21 protein-coding genes and 1 pseudogene are annotated in these 24,821 nt (G+C 67.3%); 18 read left to right on the top strand and 4 right to left on the bottom strand.

Annotated elements, in window-relative coordinates; all coding sequences use genetic code 11:
- Window positions 1–3 precede the first annotated feature (3 nt).
- On the bottom strand, window positions 4–975 hold the full coding sequence (locus GT347_RS08825; protein ID WP_160551606.1) for a S1C family serine protease: 972 nt from the start codon (window positions 973–975) through the stop codon (window positions 4–6).
- Window positions 976–1,132: 157 nt separating this feature from the next.
- On the opposite strand from GT347_RS08825, the gene GT347_RS08820 reads away from it, so the two are divergent.
- From GT347_RS08820 to GT347_RS08780, 9 genes are all read left to right on the top strand, one after another.
- The gene (locus GT347_RS08820; protein WP_160551605.1) at window positions 1,133–1,996 is read left to right on the top strand and encodes a TatD family hydrolase; all 864 of its coding nucleotides are present in this window, start codon (window positions 1,133–1,135) and stop codon (window positions 1,994–1,996) included.
- Between the two features lie 54 nt (window positions 1,997–2,050).
- Window positions 2,051–2,824, top strand: a complete 774-nt coding sequence (locus tag GT347_RS08815) for a class I SAM-dependent methyltransferase (RefSeq protein ID WP_160551604.1) — start codon at window positions 2,051–2,053, stop codon at window positions 2,822–2,824.
- Window positions 2,825–2,829: 5 nt separating this feature from the next.
- Window positions 2,830–4,626 (top strand): GspE/PulE family protein, encoded by a 1,797-nt coding sequence (locus GT347_RS08810; protein ID WP_160551603.1) that lies wholly within the window; start codon window positions 2,830–2,832, stop codon window positions 4,624–4,626.
- A gap of 383 nt (window positions 4,627–5,009) precedes the next feature.
- On the top strand, window positions 5,010–5,357 hold the full coding sequence (locus GT347_RS08805; protein ID WP_160551602.1) for a hypothetical protein: 348 nt from the start codon (window positions 5,010–5,012) through the stop codon (window positions 5,355–5,357).
- 331 nt (window positions 5,358–5,688) lie between these two features.
- Window positions 5,689–6,177, top strand: a complete 489-nt coding sequence (locus tag GT347_RS08800) for a tripartite tricarboxylate transporter TctB family protein (protein WP_160551601.1) — start codon at window positions 5,689–5,691, stop codon at window positions 6,175–6,177.
- An 18-nt stretch (window positions 6,178–6,195) separates the two neighbouring features.
- The gene (locus tag GT347_RS08795) at window positions 6,196–7,707 is read left to right on the top strand and encodes a tripartite tricarboxylate transporter permease (RefSeq protein WP_160551600.1); all 1,512 of its coding nucleotides are present in this window, start codon (window positions 6,196–6,198) and stop codon (window positions 7,705–7,707) included.
- A gap of 71 nt (window positions 7,708–7,778) precedes the next feature.
- Window positions 7,779–8,690, top strand: a complete 912-nt coding sequence (locus GT347_RS08790; RefSeq protein ID WP_326830392.1) for a DMT family transporter — start codon at window positions 7,779–7,781, stop codon at window positions 8,688–8,690.
- A gap of 75 nt (window positions 8,691–8,765) precedes the next feature.
- Window positions 8,766–9,548: an SDR family oxidoreductase gene (locus tag GT347_RS08785; RefSeq protein ID WP_160551598.1), complete on the top strand. Its 783-nt coding sequence runs from the start codon at window positions 8,766–8,768 to the stop codon at window positions 9,546–9,548.
- Window positions 9,549–9,581: 33 nt separating this feature from the next.
- Window positions 9,582–10,634, top strand: coding sequence for an adenosine deaminase (locus GT347_RS08780; protein ID WP_160551597.1), 1,053 nt, complete (start codon window positions 9,582–9,584; stop codon window positions 10,632–10,634).
- Here GT347_RS08780 and GT347_RS08775 read toward each other — a convergent pair.
- Complete coding sequence (locus GT347_RS08775) at window positions 10,631–11,569, bottom strand: LysR substrate-binding domain-containing protein (RefSeq protein WP_160551596.1); 939 nt, start codon at window positions 11,567–11,569, stop codon at window positions 10,631–10,633. The two genes, GT347_RS08780 and GT347_RS08775, sit on opposite strands and share 4 nt — an antisense overlap.
- A gap of 125 nt (window positions 11,570–11,694) precedes the next feature.
- Here GT347_RS08775 and GT347_RS08770 point away from each other — a divergent pair, with 125 nt between their 5' ends.
- The 4 genes and pseudogenes from GT347_RS08770 (at window position 11,695) to GT347_RS08755 (ending at window position 14,673) form a co-directional block, all read left to right on the top strand.
- Window positions 11,695–12,315, top strand: coding sequence for an FMN-dependent NADH-azoreductase (locus tag GT347_RS08770; protein WP_160551595.1), 621 nt, complete (start codon window positions 11,695–11,697; stop codon window positions 12,313–12,315).
- A 64-nt stretch (window positions 12,316–12,379) separates the two neighbouring features.
- On the top strand, window positions 12,380–13,666 hold the full coding sequence (guaD, locus tag GT347_RS08765) for a guanine deaminase (protein ID WP_160551594.1): 1,287 nt from the start codon (window positions 12,380–12,382) through the stop codon (window positions 13,664–13,666).
- Between the two features lie 34 nt (window positions 13,667–13,700).
- A pseudogene (gene dcd / locus GT347_RS08760) lies at window positions 13,701–14,266 on the top strand (dCTP deaminase).
- A 125-nt stretch (window positions 14,267–14,391) separates the two neighbouring features.
- The gene (locus GT347_RS08755; protein ID WP_160551593.1) at window positions 14,392–14,673 is read left to right on the top strand and encodes a hypothetical protein; all 282 of its coding nucleotides are present in this window, start codon (window positions 14,392–14,394) and stop codon (window positions 14,671–14,673) included.
- Between the two features lie 10 nt (window positions 14,674–14,683).
- Here GT347_RS08755 and GT347_RS08750 read toward each other — a convergent pair whose 3' ends face one another.
- Window positions 14,684–16,405, bottom strand: a complete 1,722-nt coding sequence (locus GT347_RS08750) for a diguanylate cyclase (protein ID WP_229722802.1) — start codon at window positions 16,403–16,405, stop codon at window positions 14,684–14,686.
- 154 nt (window positions 16,406–16,559) lie between these two features.
- Here GT347_RS08750 and ypfJ point away from each other — a divergent pair, with 154 nt between their 5' ends.
- Entirely contained in the window at window positions 16,560–17,441 is an 882-nt protein-coding gene (ypfJ, locus tag GT347_RS08745; protein WP_160551592.1) for a KPN_02809 family neutral zinc metallopeptidase, read from the top strand.
- Window positions 17,442–17,545: 104 nt separating this feature from the next.
- Window positions 17,546–19,024: a DEAD/DEAH box helicase gene (locus GT347_RS08740; protein WP_160551591.1), complete on the top strand. Its 1,479-nt coding sequence runs from the start codon at window positions 17,546–17,548 to the stop codon at window positions 19,022–19,024.
- Between the two features lie 19 nt (window positions 19,025–19,043).
- On the opposite strand, the gene GT347_RS08735 is transcribed toward GT347_RS08740, so the two are convergent.
- Window positions 19,044–19,886 (bottom strand): symmetrical bis(5'-nucleosyl)-tetraphosphatase, encoded by an 843-nt coding sequence (locus GT347_RS08735; RefSeq protein WP_160551590.1) that lies wholly within the window; start codon window positions 19,884–19,886, stop codon window positions 19,044–19,046.
- Window positions 19,887–19,910: 24 nt separating this feature from the next.
- On the opposite strand from GT347_RS08735, the gene GT347_RS08730 reads away from it, so the two are divergent.
- The 3 genes from GT347_RS08730 to GT347_RS08720 all read left to right on the top strand — a co-directional run bounded on the left by GT347_RS08730 (window position 19,911) and on the right by GT347_RS08720 (window position 24,722).
- Window positions 19,911–21,224, top strand: a complete 1,314-nt coding sequence (locus GT347_RS08730; protein ID WP_160551589.1) for a hemolysin family protein — start codon at window positions 19,911–19,913, stop codon at window positions 21,222–21,224.
- A 73-nt stretch (window positions 21,225–21,297) separates the two neighbouring features.
- Window positions 21,298–21,594 carry an H-NS histone family protein gene (locus tag GT347_RS08725; protein WP_160551588.1) on the top strand — a complete coding sequence of 99 codons (297 nt, stop codon included), beginning with the start codon at window positions 21,298–21,300 and terminating at the stop codon, window positions 21,592–21,594.
- 236 nt (window positions 21,595–21,830) lie between these two features.
- Window positions 21,831–24,722, top strand: coding sequence for an aconitate hydratase (locus GT347_RS08720; RefSeq protein ID WP_160551587.1), 2,892 nt, complete (start codon window positions 21,831–21,833; stop codon window positions 24,720–24,722).
- Window positions 24,723–24,821 lie beyond the last annotated feature (99 nt).

Raw genomic sequence — 24,821 nt, 5'->3', positions numbered from 1 at the left:
GCCTCAGAAGGGCGGCATGCCGGCGGCGGCGGCGGCGTTCTCGATCGGCACGGCAAAGCCTATGCCCAGGAAGGTGCGGTGCTGGGTCGGGTTGAGGATGGCGGTGACGATGCCGACCACCTCGCCGTCCATGGTGAGCAGCGGGCCGCCCGAGTTGCCGGGGTTGGCCGCGGCATCGAACTGGATCAGGTTGGACAGCTGCTGCTTGCCTTCGGGCGACAGGAAACCCCGCTTGAGCCCCGAGACGATGCCCGAGGAGACGGAGGGCCCGATGCCGAAGGGAAAACCGATGGCCGCCACCTCGTCGCCCGGCCGCAGCGTGGCGGTGGATTTGAGCGTGGCAGCGGCCAGGTCGTCCGGGATCTTGTGGGCCTGCAGCACGGCCAGGTCGTTTTCGGCCTGCACGTTGATGACCGAGGCCACGCTCTCCAGGCCGTCGGCGAAGGTCACGCGGATATGGTCGGCACCGGCCACCACATGCAAATTGGTGAGGATCACGCCCTTGTCGACCACCACCACGCCGGTGCCGATGCCGCGCTCGATCTCGCCTTCTTCCTTGGGTTTGTACTTGCCGCGGCCGATCTTCTCGCTCTTGTCGTAAGCGACCACTCGCACGACCGAGGGCGCGACCTTGTCGGCGGCGCGGGCCACGGCGGACGGCAGCACGGCCTTTTCCAGCGTGTGGCGCACGGCGTTGTCCACATCCTTCTGGGTGACCGGCGGCGCTGCGGGCCGCAGGGCGACGGTCAGCGCCACGGCGAGCGCGGCCGCGGCGAGCACGGGCGTGGCGGCGTTGCGCGCCATGTGGAGATAGCGGCTGCGGCGGGTGGAGGAGGTGGGTGGTGTTGCCGCGACGGGCGGTGCCGGCTCGGGCACCGCCGTGGCCGCGATGGGTGCGGCCGCTTCTGCGCCGACGTTCGCCGGCGGGTCTTCCGGCGGACGTCGGGGACTGCTGTAGAGGGCGGGCCTGCGCATTCCGAACGCTTCCTAGAAAGAGGTCATCGGGATGGGGCGCGCGGCGGCCAGCGGCGTTGCGCGCCTGTGACTCATACCCTAGCACGATTCCAATTCCAGAGGCTGACGATGGGTGTGGGTAAACGGCCAATCCCCGGCATGGGGCATCATCGTCCGGATGGAACGCTGGATCGACACCCATTGCCACCTCGACGCCGCCGAGTTCGGCGCCGATGGCGACACGATGCGCCAGTCCGCCCGCCAGCGCGGCGTGGCCTGCTGCGTGGTGCCTGCCATCGGCGCCGTCAATTTCGATGCGGTCCAGGGCTGGGCGCAGCGCCACGGCGATACCTACGCGCTCGGCATCCACCCCCTCTTCACCGGCAGCGCAGGCGACGACGACCTGGCCCTGCTGGCAGCCCGCCTGGAGCAATCGCGCGAAGACCCGCAGCTGGTCGCCATCGGCGAGATCGGCCTCGACTACTTCGTGCCCGACCTGGACGACAGCCGCCAGCAGCATTTCTTCCGCGAGCAGCTGAAGCTCGCTCGCCGCTTCGACCTGCCGGTGCTGCTGCACACCCGCCGCTCGGTGGACCGGGTGCTGCGCCACCTGCGCGAAGTGGGCGGCAGCGGCGCCGGCCGCCACCGGTGGCGCGGCATCGCCCATGCCTTCAACGGCAGCCAGCAGCAGGCCGACACCTTCATCGCCCTCGGCTTCAAGCTGGGCGTGGGCGGCACCGCCACCTTCGACCGGGCCCAGCAGGTGCGCCGCGTGGTGCAGGCCGTGCCCCTGGAAGCCATCGTGATGGAGACCGATGCGCCCGACATTCCACCGCACTGGCTCTACCGCGACGCCGCCCAGCGCGCCGACGGCTCGCCGCAGGCGCGCAATTCGCCGGTGGAGCTGCCGGCCATCGGCGCGGCCGTGGCCGAACTGCGCGGCCTGACGCCCCAGGCGCTGGCCGAAGCCTCCAGCGCCAACGCCTGGGACGCCATGCCGCGCCTGGCCAGCTGGATGCAAAGCCGTGCATCCCCTGTGTAATCCCGCCGTGCCCCGCGCCGGCTTTTCCACCGCTTTCAGCGACACTCCTGCCCGATGAGCCGACCCACCCGCCGCGCACCCGCCTTGCCCGAGGTGAATTTTTCCGACTACGGCGATGTCCGAAGCCTGCACCTGGGCACCCTCTGGATCCAGGGCTCGATGCGCCTGGACGCGCCCGACGACATCGAGCTGGAGTACGTCCAGCGCATGATGGCCTGGATGCTTTTCGTCGATGCGCCTTCGGTGATGCGCCGCCACGCCATGCAGCTCGGCTTGGGCGCCGCGGCCCTCACCAAGTTCTGCCGCCGCAAGCTGCGCATGCACACGACCGCCGTGGAACTCAATCCCGCCGTGGTGCATGCCTGCCGCGGCTGGTTCAAGCTGCCGGCCGACGATGCCCGCCTGAACGTGATCGTGGCCGACGCCGCCGCGGAAATCAAAAAGCCGAAGTGGGCCGGCACCATCGACGCCCTGCAGGTCGATCTTTATGACGACGAGGCCGCCGCCCCCGTGCTCGACAGCGCCGATTTCTACCGCGACTGCCGCGCGCTGCTGACGGAAGAGGGCTGCATGACCGTCAACCTCTTCGGCCGCGCCGCCAGCTACGAACGCAGCCTGGCGCAGATCTCCGAAGCCTTCGGCGACACGGCGGTCTGGGCCTTCCGGCCCACACGCGAAGGCAACACCGTGGTGCTGGCCCAGCGCACGCCGAGTCGGCCCGACCGGGCCACGCTGCTGGCGCGCGCCGCCACCCTCCAGGAACGCTGGGGCCTGCCCGCGCAGAAATGGCTGCGCGTCTTCAAGCCCGTGATCGCATCGCTGGAGTGAACGCCATGGAACCGTCCACCGCACCCCCGATCGCCGCCGTGCAGGCCGCCGGCCCGGTGACCTGGCGCCAGATGGTCGAATGGCTGCGCGCCGACGGCGTCATCGGCGCTGACGAGGCCGAACGCACCATCGCCCGCTGCTCCCGCGCCGAGAGCAGCCAGACCGCGCTGCTGCGCCTGGCCAACGTCGCCATCACCCGCCAGTCCGACGGCAAGCCGATGGACGTGGAGATGCTCACCGAATACCTGGCCGCCAAGGCCGGCCTGCCCTATCTGCGCATCGACCCGCTGCGGGTGGAGGTGGGCAAGGTGGCCGACACCATGAGCGCCGCCTATGCCGAGCGCCACCGGGTGCTGCCGGTGCAGGTGACGTCCAAGGAAGTGGTGGTGGCCACCGCCGAGCCCTTCATGAACGACTGGGTGCCCGAGGTGGAGCGCCAGGCCCGCCGGGCGGTGAAACGGGTGGTGGCCAACCCGGTGGACATCCACAAGTTCACCATCGAATTCTTCGCGCTCGCCAAGTCGGTGCGCGCCGCCCAGAAGGCCGGCGGCAACGGCGGCGCCGCCAGCTTCGAGCAGCTGGTGGAACTGGGCCGCAGCAACCGCCAGCTCGACGCCAACGACCAGGGCGTGGTGCGGGTGGTCGACTGGCTCTGGCAATACGCCTTCGACCAGCGCGCCAGCGACATCCACCTGGAGCCGCGGCGCGAGCAGGGCGTGATCCGTTTCCGCATCGACGGCGTGCTGCATCAGGTCTACCAGATGCCGCTGGGCGTGCTCAACGCCATGACCGCCCGCATCAAGCTGCTGGGCCGCATGGACGTGGTGGAGCGCCGCCGCCCGCAGGACGGCCGCATCAAGACCCGCAACCCGCGCGGCGACGAAGTGGAAATGCGCCTGTCCACCCTGCCCACCGCCTTCGGCGAGAAGATGGTGATGCGCATCTTCGACCCGGACACCGCCGTCAAGGACCTGGAAGCGCTCGGCTTCATGCCCCACGACGCCAGCCGCTGGGAAGACCTGGTGACCCGGCCGCACGGCATCATCCTGGTGACCGGCCCGACCGGGGCCGGCAAGACCACCACCCTGTACTCCACCCTCAAGCGGGTGGCGACCGAAGAGGTCAACGTGACCACGGTGGAGGACCCGATCGAGATGATCGAGCCCTCCTTCAACCAGACCCAGGTGCAGCCCCAGCTCGACTTCGGCTTCGCCGAGGGCCTGCGCGCCATGATGCGGCAGGACCCGGACATCATCATGGTGGGCGAGATCCGCGACCTGGAGACCGCCGACATGGCGGTGCAGGCCGCGCTCACCGGCCACCTGGTCTTCTCCACCCTGCACACCAACGACGCGCCCTCGGCCGTCACTCGCCTGATGGAGCTGGGCGTTCCGCCCTACCTGCTCAACGCCACCCTGCTGGGCGTGCTGGCCCAGCGCCTGGTGCGCACCCTGTGCAGCGCCTGCCGCCAGCCCGACGACGCGGCCTCCCGCGAAAGCCTGGCCGCCGCCATGAAGCCCTGGAAACTCAGCGGCGGCTACCAGCCCTACAAACCCGTGGGCTGCGTGGAATGCCGCATGACCGGCTACCGCGGCCGCATGGGCCTGTACGAACTGCTGACCGTCAGCGAAGTCTTCAAGGACAAGGTCAACAAGGAGCCGGTGATTGGCGCGCTGCGGCGCCAGGCGATCGCCGACGGCATGCGGCCCCTGCGGCTGGCCGGTGCGCTGCGGGTGGCCGAAGGGCTGACCACGCTGCCGGAAATACTGGCGACCACGCCGCCGCTGGATACGGGCGAATAAGCGGTCGGGCGCTAAGTACAGGTCCTGGGGCAAGCCGGCATTTCTTTCTGAATAAAATTATTCAAAAATAAACCGAACTGGCCGGCGCTCGTTTTCCAGGGCTATTGCGGGTCGCGAATTCGGGCTCGAGACGCTGAATTTGGCGATCCGCCAGCCCACCCTAAACAGATATTGGCGCTAAATGGTTTTCGACGTGCTGGTCTTGCGTCGCAGGTCGGGTTACGAACGAACCGCGCTACAAAAATGGGAATGATTGACTTCCATGCAAATTGCAGAAAGGCGATAGATATAGATTGAATCGAGATGAATAAATTGTGAGTGTTCACTTGCGTTAATTGTCGTCTGAAGCAATGATGCCTGCGTGTCTCATCGGCTGCTTGTGAATGTCCGTCGTGAATTTCTTATTGTTTATTTTTCGCCGCCCCGCCCTGGGCCTGCTGTTTGCACTATGCGGTTGCGAGTCCTTGACGGCGCCCTTGGGCCAGGAGGCCAAGAACTCCGACCCGCCGGTATTCACACCTTCGGGCTATGAGCGGCAGAAAAGCGTGATCTGCATGCAGGAGCGCCGCAAGACGCCCAACAAAATTCCCTTGACGCCTCGGAGATTCTCGATTCCGGTGGAAGTGCTGATGCCGAAAACGCCGTGCTTGGAACTGCAAGCCAATGGTCAATTGGTGGAGGTGCCGGGCCAGTGTGGATTGATCCCGAGGGAAGCCAAGTCTTGCGATTGAAGATGAATAGCTGTAAGTGAAGAGCAAGCGGCCGCCCCACGTGAGGAGCAAAGATCTTCCCCTTTGCCGTGGCCCACTTCGACGCCCGTTGGCAAGGCCGCTCAGCCGCCCGCCTAGCTCAGCGGGGCCAGGGTCGTAGCCGCGCCGACTTGTCGAGCAAGCCCCGCACCTGCTGGCCGCCGGCCGGCGCGAAACCCATCCCTCGTTGCGATAGCCCTATCGCCAACTTGCGGGAATTCCCTTGGTCCACGGTAGGTGGAATCCACATCGGGAAAGTGACTTTGCGAACCCACAATCCGCCATTCTCAAATTTTTGTGTTTGGAGAGAGCTGTGAAGATCAAGAGTCAAAAAGACTTTTTCTCCGGCCTGATGTTCCTCATCGTAGGCATCGGGTTCGCGTGGGGAGCGACGAACTACACGATTGGCTCGGGAGCCCGCATGGGCCCGGGCTATTTCCCGTTGATGCTGGGCATCCTGATGGCCATCCTCGGCGCGGTGCTGACGATGACGGCGATGTCGGTGGAAACCGAGACCGGCGACCCGATCGGCAAGTGGGCCTGGAAGCCGCTGGGCTTCGTGATCGTCGCCAACCTGCTGTTCGGCATCCTGCTCGGCGGCCTGCCCAGCATCGGCCTGCCGGCCATGGGCCTGATCATCGCGATCTATGCCCTGGTGATCATCGGCAGCATGGCCGGCAACGAGTTCAAGCTCGTGCCCACCATCATCCTGGCCACCGTGCTCGCCATCGGCAGCTACATCGCCTTCATCTGGGCCCTCAAGCTGCAGATGCAGGTGTGGCCCACCTTCATCACCGGCTGAAGCGGCGAGAGATAAAACATGGACCTGATTAATCACCTGTCTCTGGGTTTCGGCGTGGCCTTCACGCCGATCAACCTGCTGTACTGCCTGATCGGCTGTATCCTAGGCACGCTGATCGGCGTGCTCCCCGGCATCGGCCCGGTGGCGACCATCGCCATGCTGCTGCCCGCCACCTACGCACTGCCCCCGGTGTCGGCGCTGATCATGCTGGCCGGTATCTATTACGGCGCCCAGTACGGCGGCTCCACCACCGCCATCCTGGTGAACCTGCCGGGCGAATCGTCGTCGGTGGTGACCGTGATCGACGGCTACCAGATGGCGCGGCGAGGCAGGGCGGGTCCCGCGCTGGCGGCTGCCGGCCTGGGTTCGTTCTTCGCCGGCTGCGTGGGCACCATCATCCTGGCCGCCTTCGCACCTCCGCTGACCGAAGTCGCCTTCAAGTTCGGTCCTGCCGAATACTTCTCGCTGATGATCCTGGGCCTGATCGGCGCCGTGGTGCTGGCTTCTGGCTCGCTGCTCAAGGCCGTGTCCATGATCGTGCTGGGCCTGCTGCTGGGCCTGGTGGGTACCGACGTGAACTCGGGTGTCGCCCGTTTCTCCTTCGACATCCCTGAGCTGACCGACGGCATCGGCTTCGTGGCCATCGCCATGGGTGTGTTCGGCTACGGCGAAATCATCGCCAACCTGGCCAACCCGGAAGAAGACCGCGAAGTGTTCACCGCCAAGGTGTCGGGCCTGTTCCCCACCAAGGAAGACTTCAAGCGCATGATCCCGGCCGTGCTGCGCGGCACGGCACTCGGCGCAGCACTGGGCATCCTGCCCGGCGGCGGCGCGCTGCTGGCGGCCTTCGCTGCCTACACGATCGAAAAGAAGACCAAGCTGCAACCCGGCGAAGTTCCTTTCGGCCAAGGCAACATCCGCGGCGTGGCGGCTCCCGAGTCGGCCAACAACGCCGGTGCTCAGACCTCCTTCATCCCGCTGCTGACGCTGGGCATTCCGCCCAACGCGGTGATGGCGCTGATGGTGGGTGCGATGACCATCCACAACATCCAGCCCGGCCCGCAGGTGATGACCAGCAACCCGGAACTGTTCTGGGGCCTGATCGCCTCGATGTGGATCGGCAACGCGATGCTGATCGTGCTGAACCTGCCGCTGATCGGCATGTGGATCAAGCTGCTGTCGGTTCCCTACAAGTACCTGTTCCCGTCGATCATCCTGTTCTGCGCGATCGGTGTGTACTCGACCAACAACAACACCTTCGACATCTGGATGGTGGGTGCCTTCGGCGTGATCGGCTACATCTTCCACAAGCTCGGCTGCGAACCCGCACCGCTGCTGCTGGGCTTCATCCTGGGCCCGATGATGGAAGAGAACCTGCGCCGCGCGCTGCTGCTGTCGCGTGGCAGCTGGTCGGTGTTCGTGCAGCGTCCGATCTCGGCCGGCCTGCTGGCAGCCGCCCTGCTGCTGCTGATCATCGTGCTGCTGCCCGCGGTGAAGAACAAGCGCGAAGAAGCCTTCGTCGAAGAGTGATTCCGCGAGGTCTCCTCTCCCTTTGAAAACGGCGCCCTCGGGCGCCGTTTTTGTTCGTTTCAACCATTGCCGTGAATCCTCGTCCCACCCCTTCGGCCGCCGGCCTGCTGCTGGCCACCATCGGCGCCATCGCCTTCAGCGGCAAGGCCATCATCGTCAAGCTGGCTTATCGGCACGGCGTGGATGCGGTCACGCTGATCATGCTGCGCATGCTGTTCGCGCTGCCCTTCTTCCTGCTCCTGGCCTGGTGGGCCGGGCGTGAGCGGGGCGGCGTGCGGCCTGCGGCGCTCACCCGGCGCGACTGGCTGGGGGTGCTGGGGCTGGGCTTCACCGGCTACTACCTGTCGAGCTTTCTCGACTTCGCCGGGCTGGCCTATATCAGCGCCAGCCTGGAGCGGCTGATCCTGTACCTCAACCCCACGCTGGTGCTGCTGCTGGGCTGGCTGATCTACCGGCGCATGGTGCTGCGCGGACAGCTCGTGGGCATGGCGATCAGCTACGGCGGCGTGGTGCTGGTCTTCGGGCGGGAGCTGCACGGCGCGGGCGGGGCGGCGGTATGGGGTGCGGCGCTGGTGTTCGCGAGCGCGCTGAGTTATGCCGTCTACCTGCTCTACAGCGGGCAACTGGTGCGGCGCCTGGGCTCGCTGCGGCTGGTGGGGCTGGCGAGCACGGTGGCCTGCCTGTGCTGCCTGCTGCAGTTCGCGCTGCTGCGGCCGCTGGATTCGGTGCTGGCGGTGGCGCCGGCGGTGCTGTGGCTGTCGCTGCTCAACGCCACGGCCTGCACGGTGGTACCGGTGCTGCTGGTGATGATGGCGGTCGAGCGCATCGGGCCGGCGCTCACGGCGCAGAGCGGCATGATCGGCCCGGTCTCCACCATCCTGCTGGGGGTGCTGCTGCTGGACGAGCCCTTCACCGCCTGGCTGGCGGCGGGCACGGTGCTGGTGATCGCCGGCATCCTGGTCTTCACCCGCGCGAAAGCCTGAGCGCGGCGCTGGCGGGCGCGCGGCCCGTATGATTTTCGTTTTGCAGTTTTTCGACCATTCCAACAAGGGGATCGCATGGACTTCGGTTTGACCGGCAAATGGGCATTGGTGTGCGGCGCGAGCAAGGGCCTGGGCCTGGGCTGCGCGACCGCGCTGGCGGGCGAGGGTGTCAACGTGGTGATCGTGGCGCGCGGCGCCGAACTGCTGGAGAAGGCCGCGGCCGAGCTGCGCACCACTTCCAGCGGCGAGATCAAGGCCATCGCCGCCGACATCACCACCGCCGAAGGCCGCGCGGCCGTGTTCGCCTTCCGCAAGGACTACGACATCGTCGTCACCAATGCCGGCGGCCCGCCGCCCGGCGATTTCCGCGACTGGCAGCGCGAGGACTGGATCAAGGCGGTGGACGCCAACATGATCACGCCGATCGAGCTGATCAAGGCCACCATCGACGGCATGGCCGCGCGCGGCTTCGGCCGCATCGTCAACATCACCTCCAGCTCGGTGAAGGCGCCGATCGAGGTGCTGGGCCTGTCCAACGGCGCGCGCAGCGGCCTGACCGGCTTCGTCGCCGGCGTGGCGCGCAGCGAGGTGGCGGCCAAGGGCGTGACGATCAACAACCTGCTGCCCGGCTCCTTCGACACCGACCGCATCCGCACCACCATGGCCGGCGCGGCCAAGAAGGCCGGCACCGACATCGAGACCATCGCCGAGAAACGCAAGCAGGGCATCCCCGCGCGGCGCCTGGGCACACCCAAGGAGTTCGGCGAGATCTGCGCCTTCCTCTGCAGCACCCAGGCCGCCTACATCACCGGCCAGAACGTGCTGGCCGACGGCGGCGCCTACGGCGGCACCTACTGAGAACAGACCGACTCGCGAACCACGGACCCCACGATGAACCAGCCCGCCTTCGACATTCCCGCCGTGCCGGCCGCCCGCCTGCCCGATCTGCTGCGGGCCATGCCCAAGGCCGAGCTGCACATCCACATCGAGGGTTCGCTGGAGCCCGAGCTGATCTTCGCCCTGGCCGAGCGCAATGGCGTGAGCCTGCCCTACGCCAGCGTGGAGGCGCTGCGCCAGGCCTATGCCTTCAGCAATCTGCAGAGTTTCCTGGACATCTACTACGCCGGTGCCAGCGTGCTGCTGAAGGAGCAGGACTTCCACGACATGGCGATGGCCTACTTCGAGCGTGCCGCGGCCGACAAGGTGCTGCGCGCCGAACTCTTCTTCGATCCGCAGACCCACACGGCGCGCGGTGTGCCGATGGCGACCGTCATCGACGGCCTGCACCGCGCCTGCGTGGATGCCAAGGCGGCCTTCGGCATCGACGCGGCGCTGATCCTGTGTTTCCTGCGCCACCTCAGCGAGGACGAGGCGATCGAGACGCTGCAGCAGGCGCTGCCGCATCTCGACAAGATCATCGGCGTGGGCCTGGATTCGAGCGAGGTCGGCCATCCGCCGGAGAAGTTCGCCCGGGTATTCGCCCGCTGCGGCGAACTCGGCCTGCACCGCGTGGCCCATGCCGGCGAGGAGGGACCGCCGGCCTATATCCGCAGCGCGCTCGACGTGCTGCATGCCGAACGCATCGACCACGGCGTGCAGGCGGTGCACGATCCGGTGCTGATGCAGCGCCTGGCGGCCGGGCGGATTCCGCTGACGGTCTGCCCGCTGTCCAACCAGAAGCTCTGCGTCTTCCCCGACCTGGCCGACCACAACCTGCGCGCACTGCTGGACGCCGGCCTATGCGCCACCGTCAATTCGGACGACCCGGCCTATTTCGGCGGCTACATGAACGACAACTTCCTGCAGGTCTTCGCCGCCACCGGCCTGGATGCACGCCATGCCTACCAGCTGGGCCGCAACGCCTTCGAGGGCAGCTTCGCCAGCGATGAGTTGAAGCGCGGCTATATCGCGCAGCTCGACGCGGTCTTCGAGTCCTTCCGCTAGATGCGGATGCTGGTGGCGAAACCCTCCACCAGCGCATCGATCAGCAGCCGCACCGCCGGCGAGAGCCCGAGCCGGGTCGGGAAGACCGCATGGGCGATGCCTTCGCCCAGGTGACACTGGGGCAGCACCTGCTCCAGCGTGCCCTCGGCCAGCGCCTGGCGCACCACATAGGCGGGCAGGCTGACGATGCCCACGCCGTCCAGCGCGGCCTGGCGCAGGGTGGTGAAGTCGTCCACCGTCAGGCGCGGCGTATGGGCGTGCACATGGGTGCTGCCGTCGGGCGCCACCAGATGCCAGCTGTGCCGGCCGGCCACCCAGCCGAAACCCATGCTGGGCATGCGTTCCAGGTCTTCCAGGCTGGCCGGACGGCCGCAGCGGTCCAGCAGGGCGGGGCTGCCGACCAGGATGGCGCCGCCGGAGATCAGGGTGCGCACCACCAGGCCGGAATCTTCCAGCGGCGGCCGGCGCACCCGCAAGGCGATGTCGAAGCCTTCCTCGATCACGTCCACCCGGCGGTTGCTTGCCTCGACCTGCAGCCGCACCTCGGGCCAGTCGGCCAGGTAGCGCGCCAGGATGCGGCCGACGCCGTTCTCCAGGAAACCCAGCGGGCAGGACATGCGCACCAGGCCGCGCGGCGTCTCGTGCGTGGCCTCGATCACGGCCTGCGCCGACTGCGCCTCGGCCATCAGCGCCTTGCAGTGCTGCAGGTATTGGTGGCCGACGTCCGTCAGGGCGATGCGCCGGGTGCTGCGCTGCAGCAGGCGCACGCCCAGCCGGGCCTCCAGCGCCGACAGCCGGCGGCTCAGCAGGGAGGTCTGCAGGCCCAGCGCGCGCGCCGCAGCGCTGAAGCCGCCGTACTCCACCACCTTGGCGAAATAAGCCATGTCGTTGAGGTCCGGAAGTTCTTCCGGCAATTGCGCGGCCTGGGTTTTCATGCTCAGGATTATTGCAATGGCAGGAAGATGATTTGCTGGCTGCCGTCTTTATCCTGAATTCGAGTGGCAATAGCATGGGACCCATGACGGCGAATTCCGCCGCCCTTTCCATCAGAAAGAACGCCATGAAAGTCCTGCACCTCGATTCCAGCTCCCTGGGCGCCGTTTCCGTCTCGCGCCAGATCGGCGCCGCCGTCGCTGCCGAACTGGCCGGCGCTTCGGGCAGCGTGGTCTACCGCGACCTGACCGCCCAGCCGATCGCCCACCTCGACGGCAATCTGATCGCCGCCATGCGTCCCGCACCCGGCGCCACGCCGCCCGAAGACGCGGCCGTCAAGGCCGAGCTGGCCCTGAACGAGACCCTGCTGGCCGAGCTGTTCGCCTCGGAAGCCATCGTCATCGGCGCGCCCATGTACAACTTCAGCGTGCCCAGCCAGCTCAAGGCCTGGATCGACCGCGTGGCACAGGCCGGCCGCACCTTCCGCTACGGCGCCTCGGGCCCCGAAGGCCTGGTCGGCGACCGCAAGGTGGTGATCGTGTCCTCGCGCGGCGGCAAGTACGCCGGCATGCCCTTCGAGGCAGCGCTGGACCACCAGGAAGCCTATCTGCGCGGCGTGCTGGGTTTCTTCGGCATCAAGGACGTGACGGTGATCCGCGCCGAAGGCATCGGCATGGGCCCGGAAGCCCGCGACGCGGCCATCGCCGCCGCCCTGGCCCAGGTCGATGGCCTGACCGCCGCAGCCTGATCCGATAGCGCTTATCCGCGCCGCCGTATGGCGGTGCAGGGCAGGGCCTTTAAGCTCTCGCCCCATGAAAGCCTATCGCTCCCGCATCCTGCGTTTCGACCCCGCCAGCCAGCAGCCCCTGTTCGACGAAGACGGCCTGCTGGTGGTGGGGCCGGACGCCGAGGGCCGGCAGAAGGTGCTGGCCGTCGGCGACCACGCCACCCTGTCGCGCCAGTACCCGCAAGTTCCCGTCGAACACCTGCCGGGCCGCATCATCGCCCCGGGTTTCATCGACCTGCACATCCACTTTCCCCAGACCGATGTGATCGGCGCGCCGGCCGAAGGCCTGCTGCCCTGGCTGGAGAACTACACCTTCCCGCACGAGAGCCGCTATGCCGAAGAGGCCCATGCCGCCGAGCTGGCGCCGGTCTTCGTCGATGAGCTGCTGCGCAACGGCGTGACCACCGCCCTGGCCTTCGCCACCTCGCATCCGTCCTCCGTCGAGGCGCTTTTTGCAGAGGCGCAGAAGCGCTCGCTGCGCTTGATCACCGGCAAGGTGCTGCAAGACCGGAATTCGCCCGACGGCGTGCGCGACCAGACCGAGCAGAGCCTGATCGACACCGAGGCCCTGATCCGCAAATGGCACGGCGTGGACCGCCTGGGCTACGCGATCACCCCGCGCTTCGCGCCCACCAGCACCACGGCGCAGCTGCGCGGCGCGGGCGAGCTGGCGGCGAAATATCCGGACGTGTGGATCCAGTCCCATGTGGCCGAGAACCTCGGCGAGGTGGAGTGGGTCAGGCAGCTGTTCCCCGAATCGCGCAGCTATCTCGCCGTCTACGACGAATTCGGCCTGATGCGCGAGCGTGCGATTTATGCCCACTGCATCTGGTTCGACGACACGGACCGCGCCCTGATGCAGGAGCGTCGCACGGCCGCGGCCGTCAGCCCCACCAGCAATCTGTTCCTGGGCAGCGGCTTCTTCGACTACGCCGGCGCCGACCGCGCCGGCTTCGCCTACGGCCTGGCCAGCGACGTGGGCGGCGGCACCAGCTTCAGCCCCTTCCACACCATGCTGGCGGCTTACTACGTGGGCCGCGAAGGGCAGACCAAGACGGGTCTGTCGCTCACGCCCGGCCAGCTCTGGTGGCAGCACACCGGCGGCGGCGCGCAGGCGCTGGGCCTGGCCGGCACAGTCGGCAACCTGGCGCCGGGTTGCGAGGCGGACTTCGTCGTGCTGAACCCGGACGCCACGCCGCTGCTCTCGCGCAAGACACGCGGGGCACGCAATCTCGACGAGCTGCTCTTCGCCATGATCGTGCTCGGCGACGACCGGCTGATCGAACGCACGGTGATCTCGCAGGCCGGGTAGTCGCCCGAATGGGCCCCCAGCCTAGAATCCCGGGATGACTATCAAGAGCGACAAATGGATCCGCCGCATGGCGGAGCAGCACGGCATGATCGAGCCCTTCGAGCCGGGCCAGATCCGGGAGCGCGAGGGCCGCAAGATCATCAGCTACGGCACCAGCAGCTACGGCTACGACATCCGCTGCGCGCCGGAATTCAAGGTGTTCACCAACATCCACAGCACGGTGGTCGATCCGAAGAACTTCGACGAGAAGAGCTTCGTCGACATGCATGGCGACTACTGCATCATCCCGCCCAACAGCTTCGCGCTGGCGCGCACCGTCGAGTACTTCCGCATCCCGCGCAACGTGCTGACGATCTGCCTGGGCAAGAGCACCTATGCGCGCTGCGGGATCATCGTCAACGTGACGCCTTTCGAGCCTGAATGGGAAGGCTATGTGACCCTGGAATTCAGCAATACCACCCCCTGCCGGCCAAGATCTACGCCGGCGAGGGCTGCGCCCAGGTGCTCTTCTTCGAGAGCGATGAAGTTTGCGACGTCAGTTACAAAGACCGCGGCGGCAAGTACCAGGGCCAGCACGGCGTGACCTTGCCCCGGGCCTGAATCTTCGGCTGATTCCATTGGAGAGGGCCGGTACAAGCCCTTGTCCTACGGCCGACTGAGCGGCTTGGCAGGTTTGCAGCGATTGTTACATTCATAGCATGGCGGCAGTTCAACAAGAGGCCGCCATGTCCCTCAAATCCCTTCTGCAAGTCCTGGATGCCCCGCTCGCCATCGTCGTCGGCGGTGTGGCCGCCGTGCTGATCGTGCTTCAGCTCGGAGCGCTCGGCATGCTGGTGCAATCCCAGGTCGACCGGGCCGCGCAACGCGAGGCCGGCGTGCGCGAACAGCGCATGGCGCGCATGCAGTGCCTGGGTGCCCAGGGCCGTGAAAGCTTCGCCGCCTGCAATCTCCAGGCAGACAGCGCGCGCGGCGTGCAGCCGCAGGTCCAGTCGGTCGCGATGCGCTGAGCCGTTCGGCTCAGGACGAGGCCGGCGCTTCCGCCGTCGAGCCGCTGGCCGCGCAGACCCGGTTGCGGCCCTCGGCCTTGGCGCGGTAGAGCGCCTCGTCGGCGGCGCGCAGCAGCGAGGCGCCGTCCACTTCCGTCCCCATGCCCACGGCCACGCCGATGCTCACGGTGATGTTGCCGTAGACCTTGTCGATATGCGTCTCGATGGCATGACGCAAGGATTCCGCCAGGGCCATGGCGCCCTCCAGGTCGGTATCGGGCAGCACGGCGATGAATTCCTCCCCACCCAGCCGCGCCACCGCATCCGAGGCGCGCAGCCGCGTGCGCAGGATCTCGGCCAGCTGGCGCAGCACCGCGTCGCCCACTTCATGGCCGAACTGGTCGTTGATGCGCTTGAAGTAGTCGGCGTCCAGCATGGCCACGGACAGCGGACGCAGGCCGCGCCGGGCGCTGGCGACTGCCAGGCGCAGGCGTTCTTCCAGGCCGCGGCGGTTGAGCACGCCGGTCAGCGGATCGCTGCGGGCCTGGCGGTCCAGCGCCGAATTGGCCGACAGCAACTCGCGGGTGCGCACCCGCACCTGCTGCTCCATGCGGCTGTTGGAGGCCAGCAGCTGCACCGTCATGTTGCGCAGCGCAGAGGACAGCGCCGTCACCTCGCTGCTGCCGCCGAACACCGGCATGCCGGCGCCGGGCGCACCGGCTTCCACGCGACGCGCCGCCAGGGCGATGCCATGCAGGTGGCGGCTCAGGCTGCGGGCGGCGCGGTAGGCCAGCAGCGAGGCGATCACGCTGGCCACGGCGCCGATCAGCAACACGGCGGAAGTCGCATCGCGCACCAGCGAATAGGCCAGGCTGATCGGCTGGCGCACCACGATGCGCCAGCCCAGGTCGGTCACCGCCGAGGCGGCCGGCACCGGCGCGGCCGAGGTCAGGTATTCGACGCCGTCGTTCCAGGCGAGCACGCCGGTATAGAGGCCTTCGTTGTTGGTGGGCACATCCGGGCCGCGGAAGCCTTGGGCCAGCAGGGCGCTGGTCTTCTGGCCCTGGGCGAAGATCACCCGGCCGTCGCGGTCGAAAACGAAAACCTGCAAGCCGGTGCTGCGCGCTTCCGGCGGCAGCGCCAGCTTCACCACCTGGTCGGCCCATTCCCAGCTGGCGTGCACGCACAGCACGCCGATGGTCTTGCCGGCCACGACGACGGGGGCGGCGAAATCGACGAAACGCAGCGGCTCGGCGGTCTCGTGGCCCTCGGCCGGCGCGCCGAGCAGCTTGCTCAGCATCACGGCCGGATGGATGTCGCCCACATAAGGCCCTTCGAGGCCCTTGCTGAACCAGGGCCGCTGCGCGACCGAGGCGCCCTGCAGCAGGTGGCCGGTGGCGTTGTGCACCACGCCGTCCGCATCGGCCACGCCGATCCAGCGGTTGTCCGGCGTGAGGTTCTGCATGCGCGCCAGCAGCTGCGCCACCGCCGGGCTGTCCAGGCCTTGCTCCCACAGCCCGGGCGCCCGCGAGAGCACGGTGACCTGCTCGTTGCGGCTGCTCAGCTGCGCCTCGAACTGATGGGCCACCGTATAAGTGACCACGCGCAGCGCAGCGCCCGCATCATTGCGGATACGGCCGCGCAGCATTTCCCCGAAGGAAAAGCTCAGCAGCAGCGCGAGCAGGGTGGCCAGAACGCCGAAGACCACCGCCATCTGGGTGGCGAGGCTGCGTTCCGAGAATCTAAGATTCACAGTAGTGGAGTTGGAAGATTTGCAAGCAAAGGCAACAAGTCCGATGCTACGTCGTATGGCACGTGTCCACTGCGCGAATTAAGAACAGGATGGCGTGTAACGATGCGCGAAGGCAACGCGAAGCGTGTCCGTACACAGTCCGCAAAGGGGAAATATGCGCTGGGAAGGTAACGAGCAATCCGAAAACGTCGAGGACCGCCGGGGCGAAAGCGGCGGCGGCGGTGGCGGCTTCGGCCTGGGCGGGCGCAGCGTCGGGCTGGGCACCGTCGCGGTGGCGCTGATCGCCGGCTGGATCTTCGGCATCAACCCGATGACGATGCTGAGCATGCTCAGCGGCGGCGGCGCGCCGCAGGTCCAGCAGCAGCAGGGCCCGGCGCAGAAGCCGCCGGCCAACGACCGCGAGGCGACCTTCGTCTCCACGGTGCTGCGCAACACCGAGGTGGTCTGGGGCGATGTCTTCAAGCAGGCCGGCGGCACCTACCACCCGACGCGGCTGGTGCTGTTCCGCGGCGCCTATCCCACCGCCTGCGGCACCGGCGAATCGGCCATGGGGCCTTTTTATTGCCCCGGCGACAAGAAGGTCTATATCGACCTGAGTTTCTACGACACCCTGCGCGACCGCCTCGGCGCCCCGGGCGAGTTCGCCCAGGCCTATGTGATCGCCCACGAGGTCGGCCACCATGTGCAGGACGAACTCGGCATCACCGCCAAGGTCGACGGCATGCGCGGCCGGTTGAACGAAAAGCAGCAGAACGCGATGAGCGTGCGGGTGGAACTGCAGGCCGACTGCTTCGCCGGCGTCTGGGCGCACCACTCGCAGGAGTCCAAGCACTGGCTGGACCCGGACGACATCGCCTCGGCCATGAACGCCGCGCAGAAGATCGGCGACGACGCCCTGCAGCGCTCGGCCGGCCGCAGCGTGGTGCCCGACAGCTTCACCCACGGCACCAGCGCCCAGCGGCAGCACTGGTTCATGCAGGGCTTCCAGGGCGGCACGGTGCAGGGCTGCGACACCTTCGGCGCACGCACGCTGTAGGGCACTGGCGCCAGGCGGCCGAAGCGGCGTGGAAACGGCGTTTTATGCCGCCCCGATCCCGGGTTTTGCCCGATTTACGCGCAGATGCGACAATCCGCGGCTGCATGACGACATCTTTCTCCGAACTGAAGCTAGCCGAACCGCTGGCACGAGCCGTGGCCGAAATGGGCTACGAGCACATGACGCCCATCCAGGCACAAGCCATTCCGGTGGTGCTGGAAGGGCGCGACGTCATGGGCGCGGCGCAGACCGGCACCGGCAAGACGGCCGCTTTCTCGCTGCCGCTGCTGCAGCGCCTGCTCAAGCACGAGAACGCCTCGACGTCGCCGGCCCGCCATCCGGTGCGCGCCCTGGTGCTGCTGCCCACGCGTGAACTGGCCGACCAGGTCGCCCAGCAGATCAAGCTCTACGCCAAACACACCCAGATGCGCAGCGCCGTGGTCTTCGGCGGCATGGACATGAAGCCGCAGACGCTGGAGCTGAAGAAGGGCGTCGAAGTGCTGGTGGCCACGCCCGGCCGGCTGCTCGACCATATCGAGGCCAAGAACGCGGTGCTCAACCAGGTCGAATACGTGGTGCTCGACGAGGCCGACCGCATGCTCGACATCGGTTTCCTGCCCGACCTGCAGCGCATCCTCTCCTACCTGCCCAAGACCCGCACCACGCTGCTGTTCTCGGCCACCTTCTCGCCCGAGATCAAGCGCCTGGCATCGAGCTACCTGCAGGACCCGGTCACCATCGAGGTGGCCCGCTCCAATGCCACGGCCTCCACCGTCGAGCAGCATTTCTTCGCCGTCAACGAGGCCGACAAGCGCCGCGCGCTGCACCAGATCCTGCGCCAGCGCGGCATCCGCCAGGCCTTCGTCTTCGTCAACAGCAAGCTCGGCTGCGCCCGCTTGGCGCGCGCGCTGGAGCATGAAGGCCTGAAGACCACGGCGCTGCACGGCGACAAGAGCCAGGACGAGCGCCTGAAGGCGCTGGACGCCTTCAAGAAGGGCGAGGTCGATCTGCTGGTCTGCACCGACGTGGCCGCCCGCGGCCTGGACATCAAGGACGTGCCGGCGGTGTTCAACTTCGACATCCCCTTCAACGCCGAAGACTATGTGCACCGCATCGGCCGCACCGGCCGCGCCGGCGCCTCCGGCCTGGCGGTGAGTTTCGTCGGCCTCGACAGCCGCAACGATGCGCGGCTGGCGGCGGATATCGAGAAGCTGATCAACAAGAAGATCGAGCACGAGCCTTTCGAATTCGAGGAAGAGCGCCCGCGCGGCCGCTTCAACGACGGCCGCCGCCTCTACAGCGAAGGCGGCGAGGCGCGCCCACCGCGTTTCGGCGAAGCGCCGCAGCGCGCCCGTGGCGGCTTCCAGGCCGCACCGGCGCCGGCACGCGATCCTTTCTTCGACCAGCCCTATGAATCCAGCAGCGAGGCCGCGCCCGCCTGGGAAACCCAGAAGGCGGTGGCGCCCGCCGCCCGCGCTTTCTCCGCCAACATCAAGCCCAAGCGCAAGGTGGCGATGCTGCTCAAGCCGATGCCGGCCGCCGAGCCCGCACCGGCGCCTGCTCCGGCCGAGCAGGCAGGCTGAAACCGCCCCCGCCCGCTGCTCAGCCGGGCGCCTGCGCCTGCGGGCAGCGCAGCTGTATCGTCTCGTTGTCCGCGGCGGTTGGACCCAGGCGCACGGCGCTCAGGCAGCCACCCCAGACGCAACCGGTATCCAGTCCCATCAGGCCCGGCCGCAGCAGCAGTCCGAGCTGCGACCAGTGGCCGAAGGCCACCGTCTGCGCGGCGGTCTTGCGGCCCGGAACTTCGAACCAGGGCATCAGGCCGGGCGGCGCGTCCTCGGGTGAATCGCTGCTGCCGAAATCCATGCGCCCGTCGGCGCTGCAAAAACGCAGCCGGGTGAGGGCGTTCACGATCACCCGCAGCCGGTCCGCGCCGCGCAGGTCCGCGCGCCAGGCATCCGGCTGGTCGCCGTACATCTGCTTGAGGAAACCGGGCAGTTCCGCATCGCGCAGCACCGCTTCCACTTCCGCGGCCAGGGCCTGGACCGTGCCGGCATCCCAGTCCGGCAGCACGCCGGCATGCACCATCAGGATGTCCTGCGCGCCGTGCCGCAGCCGCATGGCCATGCGGCGGTGGCGCAGCCAGTCGGTGAGCGTGCCCAGGTCGGGCGCGGCGAGCAGGTCGGCCAGCGTGTCGCGCCGGCCCGCCTTGCGCACGCCGTGGATCACCGCCAGCAGATGCAGGTCGTGGTTGCCCAGCAGGCAGTGCGCTGCATCCCCCAATGCGGCCAGTCGGCGCAGGGTGCCGGCGGAGTCCGGCCCGCGGTTGACCAGGTCGCCCAGGACATACAAGGTGTCGCGGCTCGGCGAGAAGCCCGTCTCCTGCAGCAGCTGCGCCAGGGGCGCCTCGCAGCCTTGCAGGTCGCCCATCAGGTAAATTGCCATTCCCCCATTCTCTCTTCCCCCTCCATGGATTTCGCGCTGATCGCCTTGCTGACCCTGCTCAACGGCGCTTTCGCCATGTCCGAGCTCGCGCTGGCATCCAGCCGCAAGTCCCGGCTGGCGGCCATGGCCGAGGCGGGCGACCGCGGCGCCGAGGCGGCGCTGGCGCTGCTGGCGCAACCCACGCGCTTTCTGTCGGCGGTGCAGGTGGGCATCACCTCGATCGGCATGCTCAACGGCATCCTGGGCGAGGCGGCCTTCAGCGACGACGTCGCCGCACTGCTGCGCCGCGCCGGCATGCCGCAGCAGGGCTCGGAATACCTGGCGACCGCGCTGGTCGTGACCATCATCACCTTCATCACCATCGTCTTCGGCGAACTGGTGCCCAAGCGCATCGGCCAGCTGCATCCGGAGCCGGTCGCGCGCTGGGTGTCCCGGCCCATGCAATGGGTGGCGCGTATCGCCAGCCCCTTCGTGCGCCTGCTGTCGATGAGCACCCAGGGCGTGCTCAAGCTGCTGCGTGTCGACAACAACGCCGACCGCCCGGTCACCGAGGAAGAGATCGCCGCCAGCCTGGAGGAGGGCCTGGACGCCGGTGTCATCGAGCGCCAGGAGCACCGCATGGTGCAGAACGTTTTCCACCTCGACGACCGCCCGCTGACCTCGCTGATGGTGCCGCGCGGCGACATCGACTGGCTGGAGGCGGGCAGCAGCGTGGCGGAAAGCCTGCGCCAGGCCTCCGGCGGCCGGGCGCATTCCTGGTATCCGGTCTGCCGCGGCTCGCTCGACGACGTCATCGGCGTGGTGAGCCTGGCGCGCCTGCTCGGCGCCGATGCCTCGGCCGAACTGGCGGCCTATACGCTGCCGGCCAGCTTCCTGCCGGAAACTCTCTCCGGCATGGAATTGCTGGAGCAGTTTCGCGCGCAATCCGGCCGAATGGTTTTTGTCGTCGATGAATATGGCGTGGTGCAGGGTTTGATGACACCGCGCGATCTGCTCGAAGCCATCACCGGAGAACTCCAGCCCGGTGCAGAAACCGAAGCCTGGGCGGTGCAGCGCGCCGATGGTTCCTGGCTGCTCGACGGTTTGATGCCGCTGGCCGAGCTCAAATCCCGCCTGGATATTCGGGAACTCCCGCAGGAAGACCGCGGCCTGTACAACACGCTGGCCGGATTGTTGTTATCGGAGTCCGGCCATCTGCCGGCGGTGGGCGAGCGCATTCCCTGCGGCGCCTGGATATTCGAGGTGGTCGATCTGGACGGACGGCGAATCGACAAGGTCCTGGCGATGCTGGCCGAGGCCGGCCCCACGGATAATCTTCAGAATTTGCCTGGATTGTAAAAATTAATCCAGCCGCGCTGAAACCGCGGGACGACGTGCCTATAATCGCGCCACCAACTCCTGTGGAAACGGCATGACGACCTATAAAGAACTCCTGAAGCAGCGCGAAGCCCTCGAAGCGCAAATCTCCGATGCCCGCCAACGCGAGCTGTCCGACGCAGTTTCGCGCGTGCGCGGCCTTATCGAAGAATTCGGCCTGACGGCTAATGATGTTTTCCCGCCGGCACGTGGCCGCGGTCCTTCTTCCGGTAAAGGCGGCAAGGTCGCCGCTAAATACCGCGATCCCGCCACCGGTGCCACCTGGACCGGCCGCGGCAAGGCTCCGCGCTGGATTGCCGGCACCACCGACCGCTCCGCGTTCGCGATCTAAGCCCCGCCAGGGCCTTTTGCCGGCAGGCTTGCCGGCAAAAGCAAAACCCCCGTCGCCCTCTGGAGCCCGGGGGTTTTTCTTTGCCTGGTCTTTACTCGTCGCCCGTTCGGGGGCGGCGGCCACGGGGGAGACGGGCGGTGGGAGGCTGCGCGGTAACCCCAGGTTGCGACAAGCCTTGGGTGTCCTGACAGAATAAAAGCCGCCGTCGTTTCCATACCAAGGTCCAAGGAGTTCCCATGGCTGCCCCAGCCCCCCACGATTTCTCCAGCACCGTCAAATCCTTTCAAACCGCTTCCGGCACCGAAGGCCGCTTCTTTTCGCTGCCCGAGTTGAGCCGGCAATTTCCCAATATTGCCCGCCTGCCGGTATCGATCCGAATCGTGCTCGAATCGGTGCTGCGCAACTGCGACGGGCGCAAGATCACCGCCGAACACGTGGCCCAGCTCGCCGGCTGGCAACCGCAGGCAAACCGCACGGAAGAAATTCCATTCGTGGTGTCGCGTGTGGTTTTGCAGGATTTCACCGGTGTTCCCCTGCTGGCCGATCTCGCGGCAATGCGCAGTACCGCCGCCCGGCTGGGAAAAGATCCGCAGCGCATCGAACCGCTGGTTCCCGTGGATCTGGTGGTCGACCATTCGGTCATGGTGGATTACTACGGAACACCCTCGGCGCTTGACTTGAACATGAAGCTCGAATTTCAGCGCAACCGCGAGCGATATGAGTTCATGAAGTGGGGCATGCAGGCTTTCGAAACCTTTGGCGTGGTGCCGCCGGGCTTCGGCATCGTCCATCAGGTCAATCTGGAATATCTGGCGCGCGGTGTGCACGCGTCCACGGACGGTATTTATTATTTCGATAGCCTTGTCGGTACCGATAGCCATACCACCATGGTCAACGGTATTGGTGTGGTCGCCTGGGGCGTGGGCGGAATCGAGGCCGAGGCGGCCATGCTGGGCCAGCCGGTTTATTTCCTGACGCCCGACGTGGTGGGTTTCGAATTGACCGGCCGCCTGCGCGAAGGCGTGACCGCCACCGACCTGGTGCTGACCGTCACCGAAATCCTGCGCAAGCAGAAAGTGGTGGGCAAGTTCGTCGAATTCTTCGGCGAAGGCACCAGCACCCTGCCGGTGCCGGACCGGGCCACCATCGGCAACATGGCGCCGGAATACGGCGCGACCATGGGCTTCTTCCCGGTCGATGAGAAGACGGTCGAATACTTCCGCGGCACCGGCCGCACCGATGCCGAGGTGGAGGCCTTCGAGGCCTACTTCCGCGCCCAGGGCCTGTTCGGCGTGCCGCAGGCCGGCAGCATCGGTTATTCGCAGGTGGTCAAGCTCGACCTGGGCGACGTCACGCCCAGCCTCGCCGGCCCCAAGCGGCCGCAGGACCGCATCGAACTCGGCCATGTGGCCAGCCAGTTCCGCTCGCTGTTCAGCAAGCCGATCGGCGAGAACGGTTTCAACCGGCCGTCCGAACTGCTGCTGACCCGCCAGCTGGTGCACCATGCCGGCGAGGAGCCCACCGACAAGGTGCCGAGCAATCCACCCACCGAGCCCGGCGCCGCGCTTCCGGTGGTGGAGATGGAAGGCAACAAGCCGACCCTGGCCGCCGCGCAGTCCGAAGTCACGCCCGACGACGGCCATGACGCCACCGGCATCACGCTGGGCAACGGCGACGTGCTGATCGCCGCCATCACCAGCTGCACCAACACATCCAACCCCAGCGTGATGCTGGCCGCCGGCCTGCTCGCGAAGAAGGCGGTGGAAGCCGGGCTGACGGTGCAGCCGCACATCAAGACCTCGCTGGCGCCCGGCTCGCGCATGGTGACCGAATACCTAGTCAAGACTGGCCTGCTGCCTTATCTGGAAAAGCTGGGCTTCGCCCTGGCCGGCTACGGCTGCACCACCTGCATCGGCAACGCGGGCGACCTGGCGCCGGAACTCAACGAAGCCATCACCAAGAGCGATCTGGTGTGCGCAGCGGTGCTCTCGGGCAACCGCAATTTCGAGGCACGCATCCATCCCAACCTCAAGGCCAACTTCCTGGCCAGCCCGCCGCTGGTGGTGGCCTATGCGATCGCCGGCTCCATGCTGCGCGACCTGACCACCGAACCGGTGGGCAAGGGCACGGGCGGCCGCGAGGTGCATCTGAAGGACATCTGGCCGAGCAGCGAGGAAATTCACGGCCTGCTGAAGTTCGCCATGGACGGCGAAGCCTTCCGCGCCAGCTACGGCCGGGTGAAGTCCGATCCGGGCGAGTTGTGGGGCAAGATCCATGGCGTCTCCGGCGACACCTACACCTGGCCCGAGAGCACCTACATCGCCCAGCCGCCGTTCTTCGACGGCTTCGAACTCGATCCGGCCAGGCAGCAGGACGCGCCCAGCTCCAAGGTCGAAGGCGCACGGGTGATGGCGCTGTTCGGCGACTCGATCACCACCGACCACATCTCGCCGGCCGGCAACATCAAGGCCAGCTCGCCCGCCGGCACCTGGCTGCAGGAGAACGGCGTCGCCAAGCTCGACTTCAACAGCTACGGCGCGCGCCGCGGCAACCATGACGTGATGGTGCGCGGCACCTTCGCCAATGTGCGCATCAAGAACCTGATGATCCCGGCGCAGGAAGACGGCTCGCGCGAGGAGGGCGGCGTGACGCTCTACCAGGGCGAGGGCGAGTCCAAGGGCCAGAAGATCTCGATCTTCGACGCCGCCACCCGCTACATGGCCGCCGGCCAGCCGACGGTGGTGTTCGCGGGCGAGGAATACGGCACCGGCTCCTCGCGCGACTGGGCGGCCAAGGGCACGCAGCTGCTCGGCATCAAGGCGGTGGTGGCGCGCAGCTTCGAGCGCATCCACCGCTCCAACCTGGTCGGCATGGGTGTGCTGCCGCTGCAGTTCGCGGCCGGCGAATCCTGGCAGGAGTTGGGCCTGAAGGGCGACGAGACCATCGACATCGTGGCCGACCCGGACTTGAAGCCCCAGAGCAAGGCCACGCTGGTCGTCACCCGTCCGGACGGCCACCGCACCGAAACCAAGGTCATCCTGCGCATCGACACCCCGGTCGAGGTGGATTACTACCGCGCCGGCGGCATCCTGCCCTACGTGCTGCGCCAGCTGCTGCAAGCCGCCTGACAATTGGCTTTATGCCCCGCCGGAACCCCGGTTTCGGCCGGGCGGCCATGACCCCTCGGGCTACACTGGCGGACGTTTTCAAGAATAATTCTTGTTTCC

It is taken from the genome of Xylophilus rhododendri, assembly GCF_009906855.1.
Taxonomy (GTDB): Bacteria; Pseudomonadota; Gammaproteobacteria; order Burkholderiales; family Burkholderiaceae_C; genus Xylophilus; species Xylophilus rhododendri.
Note: the sequence above shows the minus strand (reverse complement) of the source record. Positions and strands in the feature narration are given on the sequence as shown.

Coding starts and splice junctions, on each gene's coding strand:
- GT347_RS08825 (WP_160551606.1), bottom strand. CDS start 975: ATGCGCAGGCCCGCCCTCTACAGCAGTCCCCGACGTCCGCCGGAAGAC.
- GT347_RS08820 (WP_160551605.1), top strand. CDS start 1,133: ATGGAACGCTGGATCGACACCCATTGCCACCTCGACGCCGCCGAGTTC.
- GT347_RS08815 (WP_160551604.1), top strand. CDS start 2,051: ATGAGCCGACCCACCCGCCGCGCACCCGCCTTGCCCGAGGTGAATTTT.
- GT347_RS08810 (WP_160551603.1), top strand. CDS start 2,830: ATGGAACCGTCCACCGCACCCCCGATCGCCGCCGTGCAGGCCGCCGGC.
- GT347_RS08805 (WP_160551602.1), top strand. CDS start 5,010: ATGTCCGTCGTGAATTTCTTATTGTTTATTTTTCGCCGCCCCGCCCTG.
- GT347_RS08795 (WP_160551600.1), top strand. CDS start 6,196: ATGGACCTGATTAATCACCTGTCTCTGGGTTTCGGCGTGGCCTTCACG.
- GT347_RS08785 (WP_160551598.1), top strand. CDS start 8,766: ATGGACTTCGGTTTGACCGGCAAATGGGCATTGGTGTGCGGCGCGAGC.
- GT347_RS08780 (WP_160551597.1), top strand. CDS start 9,582: ATGAACCAGCCCGCCTTCGACATTCCCGCCGTGCCGGCCGCCCGCCTG.
- GT347_RS08775 (WP_160551596.1), bottom strand. CDS start 11,569: ATGAAAACCCAGGCCGCGCAATTGCCGGAAGAACTTCCGGACCTCAAC.
- GT347_RS08770 (WP_160551595.1), top strand. CDS start 11,695: ATGAAAGTCCTGCACCTCGATTCCAGCTCCCTGGGCGCCGTTTCCGTC.
- guaD (WP_160551594.1), top strand. CDS start 12,380: ATGAAAGCCTATCGCTCCCGCATCCTGCGTTTCGACCCCGCCAGCCAG.
- GT347_RS08755 (WP_160551593.1), top strand. CDS start 14,392: ATGTCCCTCAAATCCCTTCTGCAAGTCCTGGATGCCCCGCTCGCCATC.
- ypfJ (WP_160551592.1), top strand. CDS start 16,560: ATGCGCTGGGAAGGTAACGAGCAATCCGAAAACGTCGAGGACCGCCGG.
- GT347_RS08740 (WP_160551591.1), top strand. CDS start 17,546: ATGACGACATCTTTCTCCGAACTGAAGCTAGCCGAACCGCTGGCACGA.
- GT347_RS08735 (WP_160551590.1), bottom strand. CDS start 19,886: ATGGCAATTTACCTGATGGGCGACCTGCAAGGCTGCGAGGCGCCCCTG.
- GT347_RS08730 (WP_160551589.1), top strand. CDS start 19,911: ATGGATTTCGCGCTGATCGCCTTGCTGACCCTGCTCAACGGCGCTTTC.
- GT347_RS08725 (WP_160551588.1), top strand. CDS start 21,298: ATGACGACCTATAAAGAACTCCTGAAGCAGCGCGAAGCCCTCGAAGCG.
- GT347_RS08720 (WP_160551587.1), top strand. CDS start 21,831: ATGGCTGCCCCAGCCCCCCACGATTTCTCCAGCACCGTCAAATCCTTT.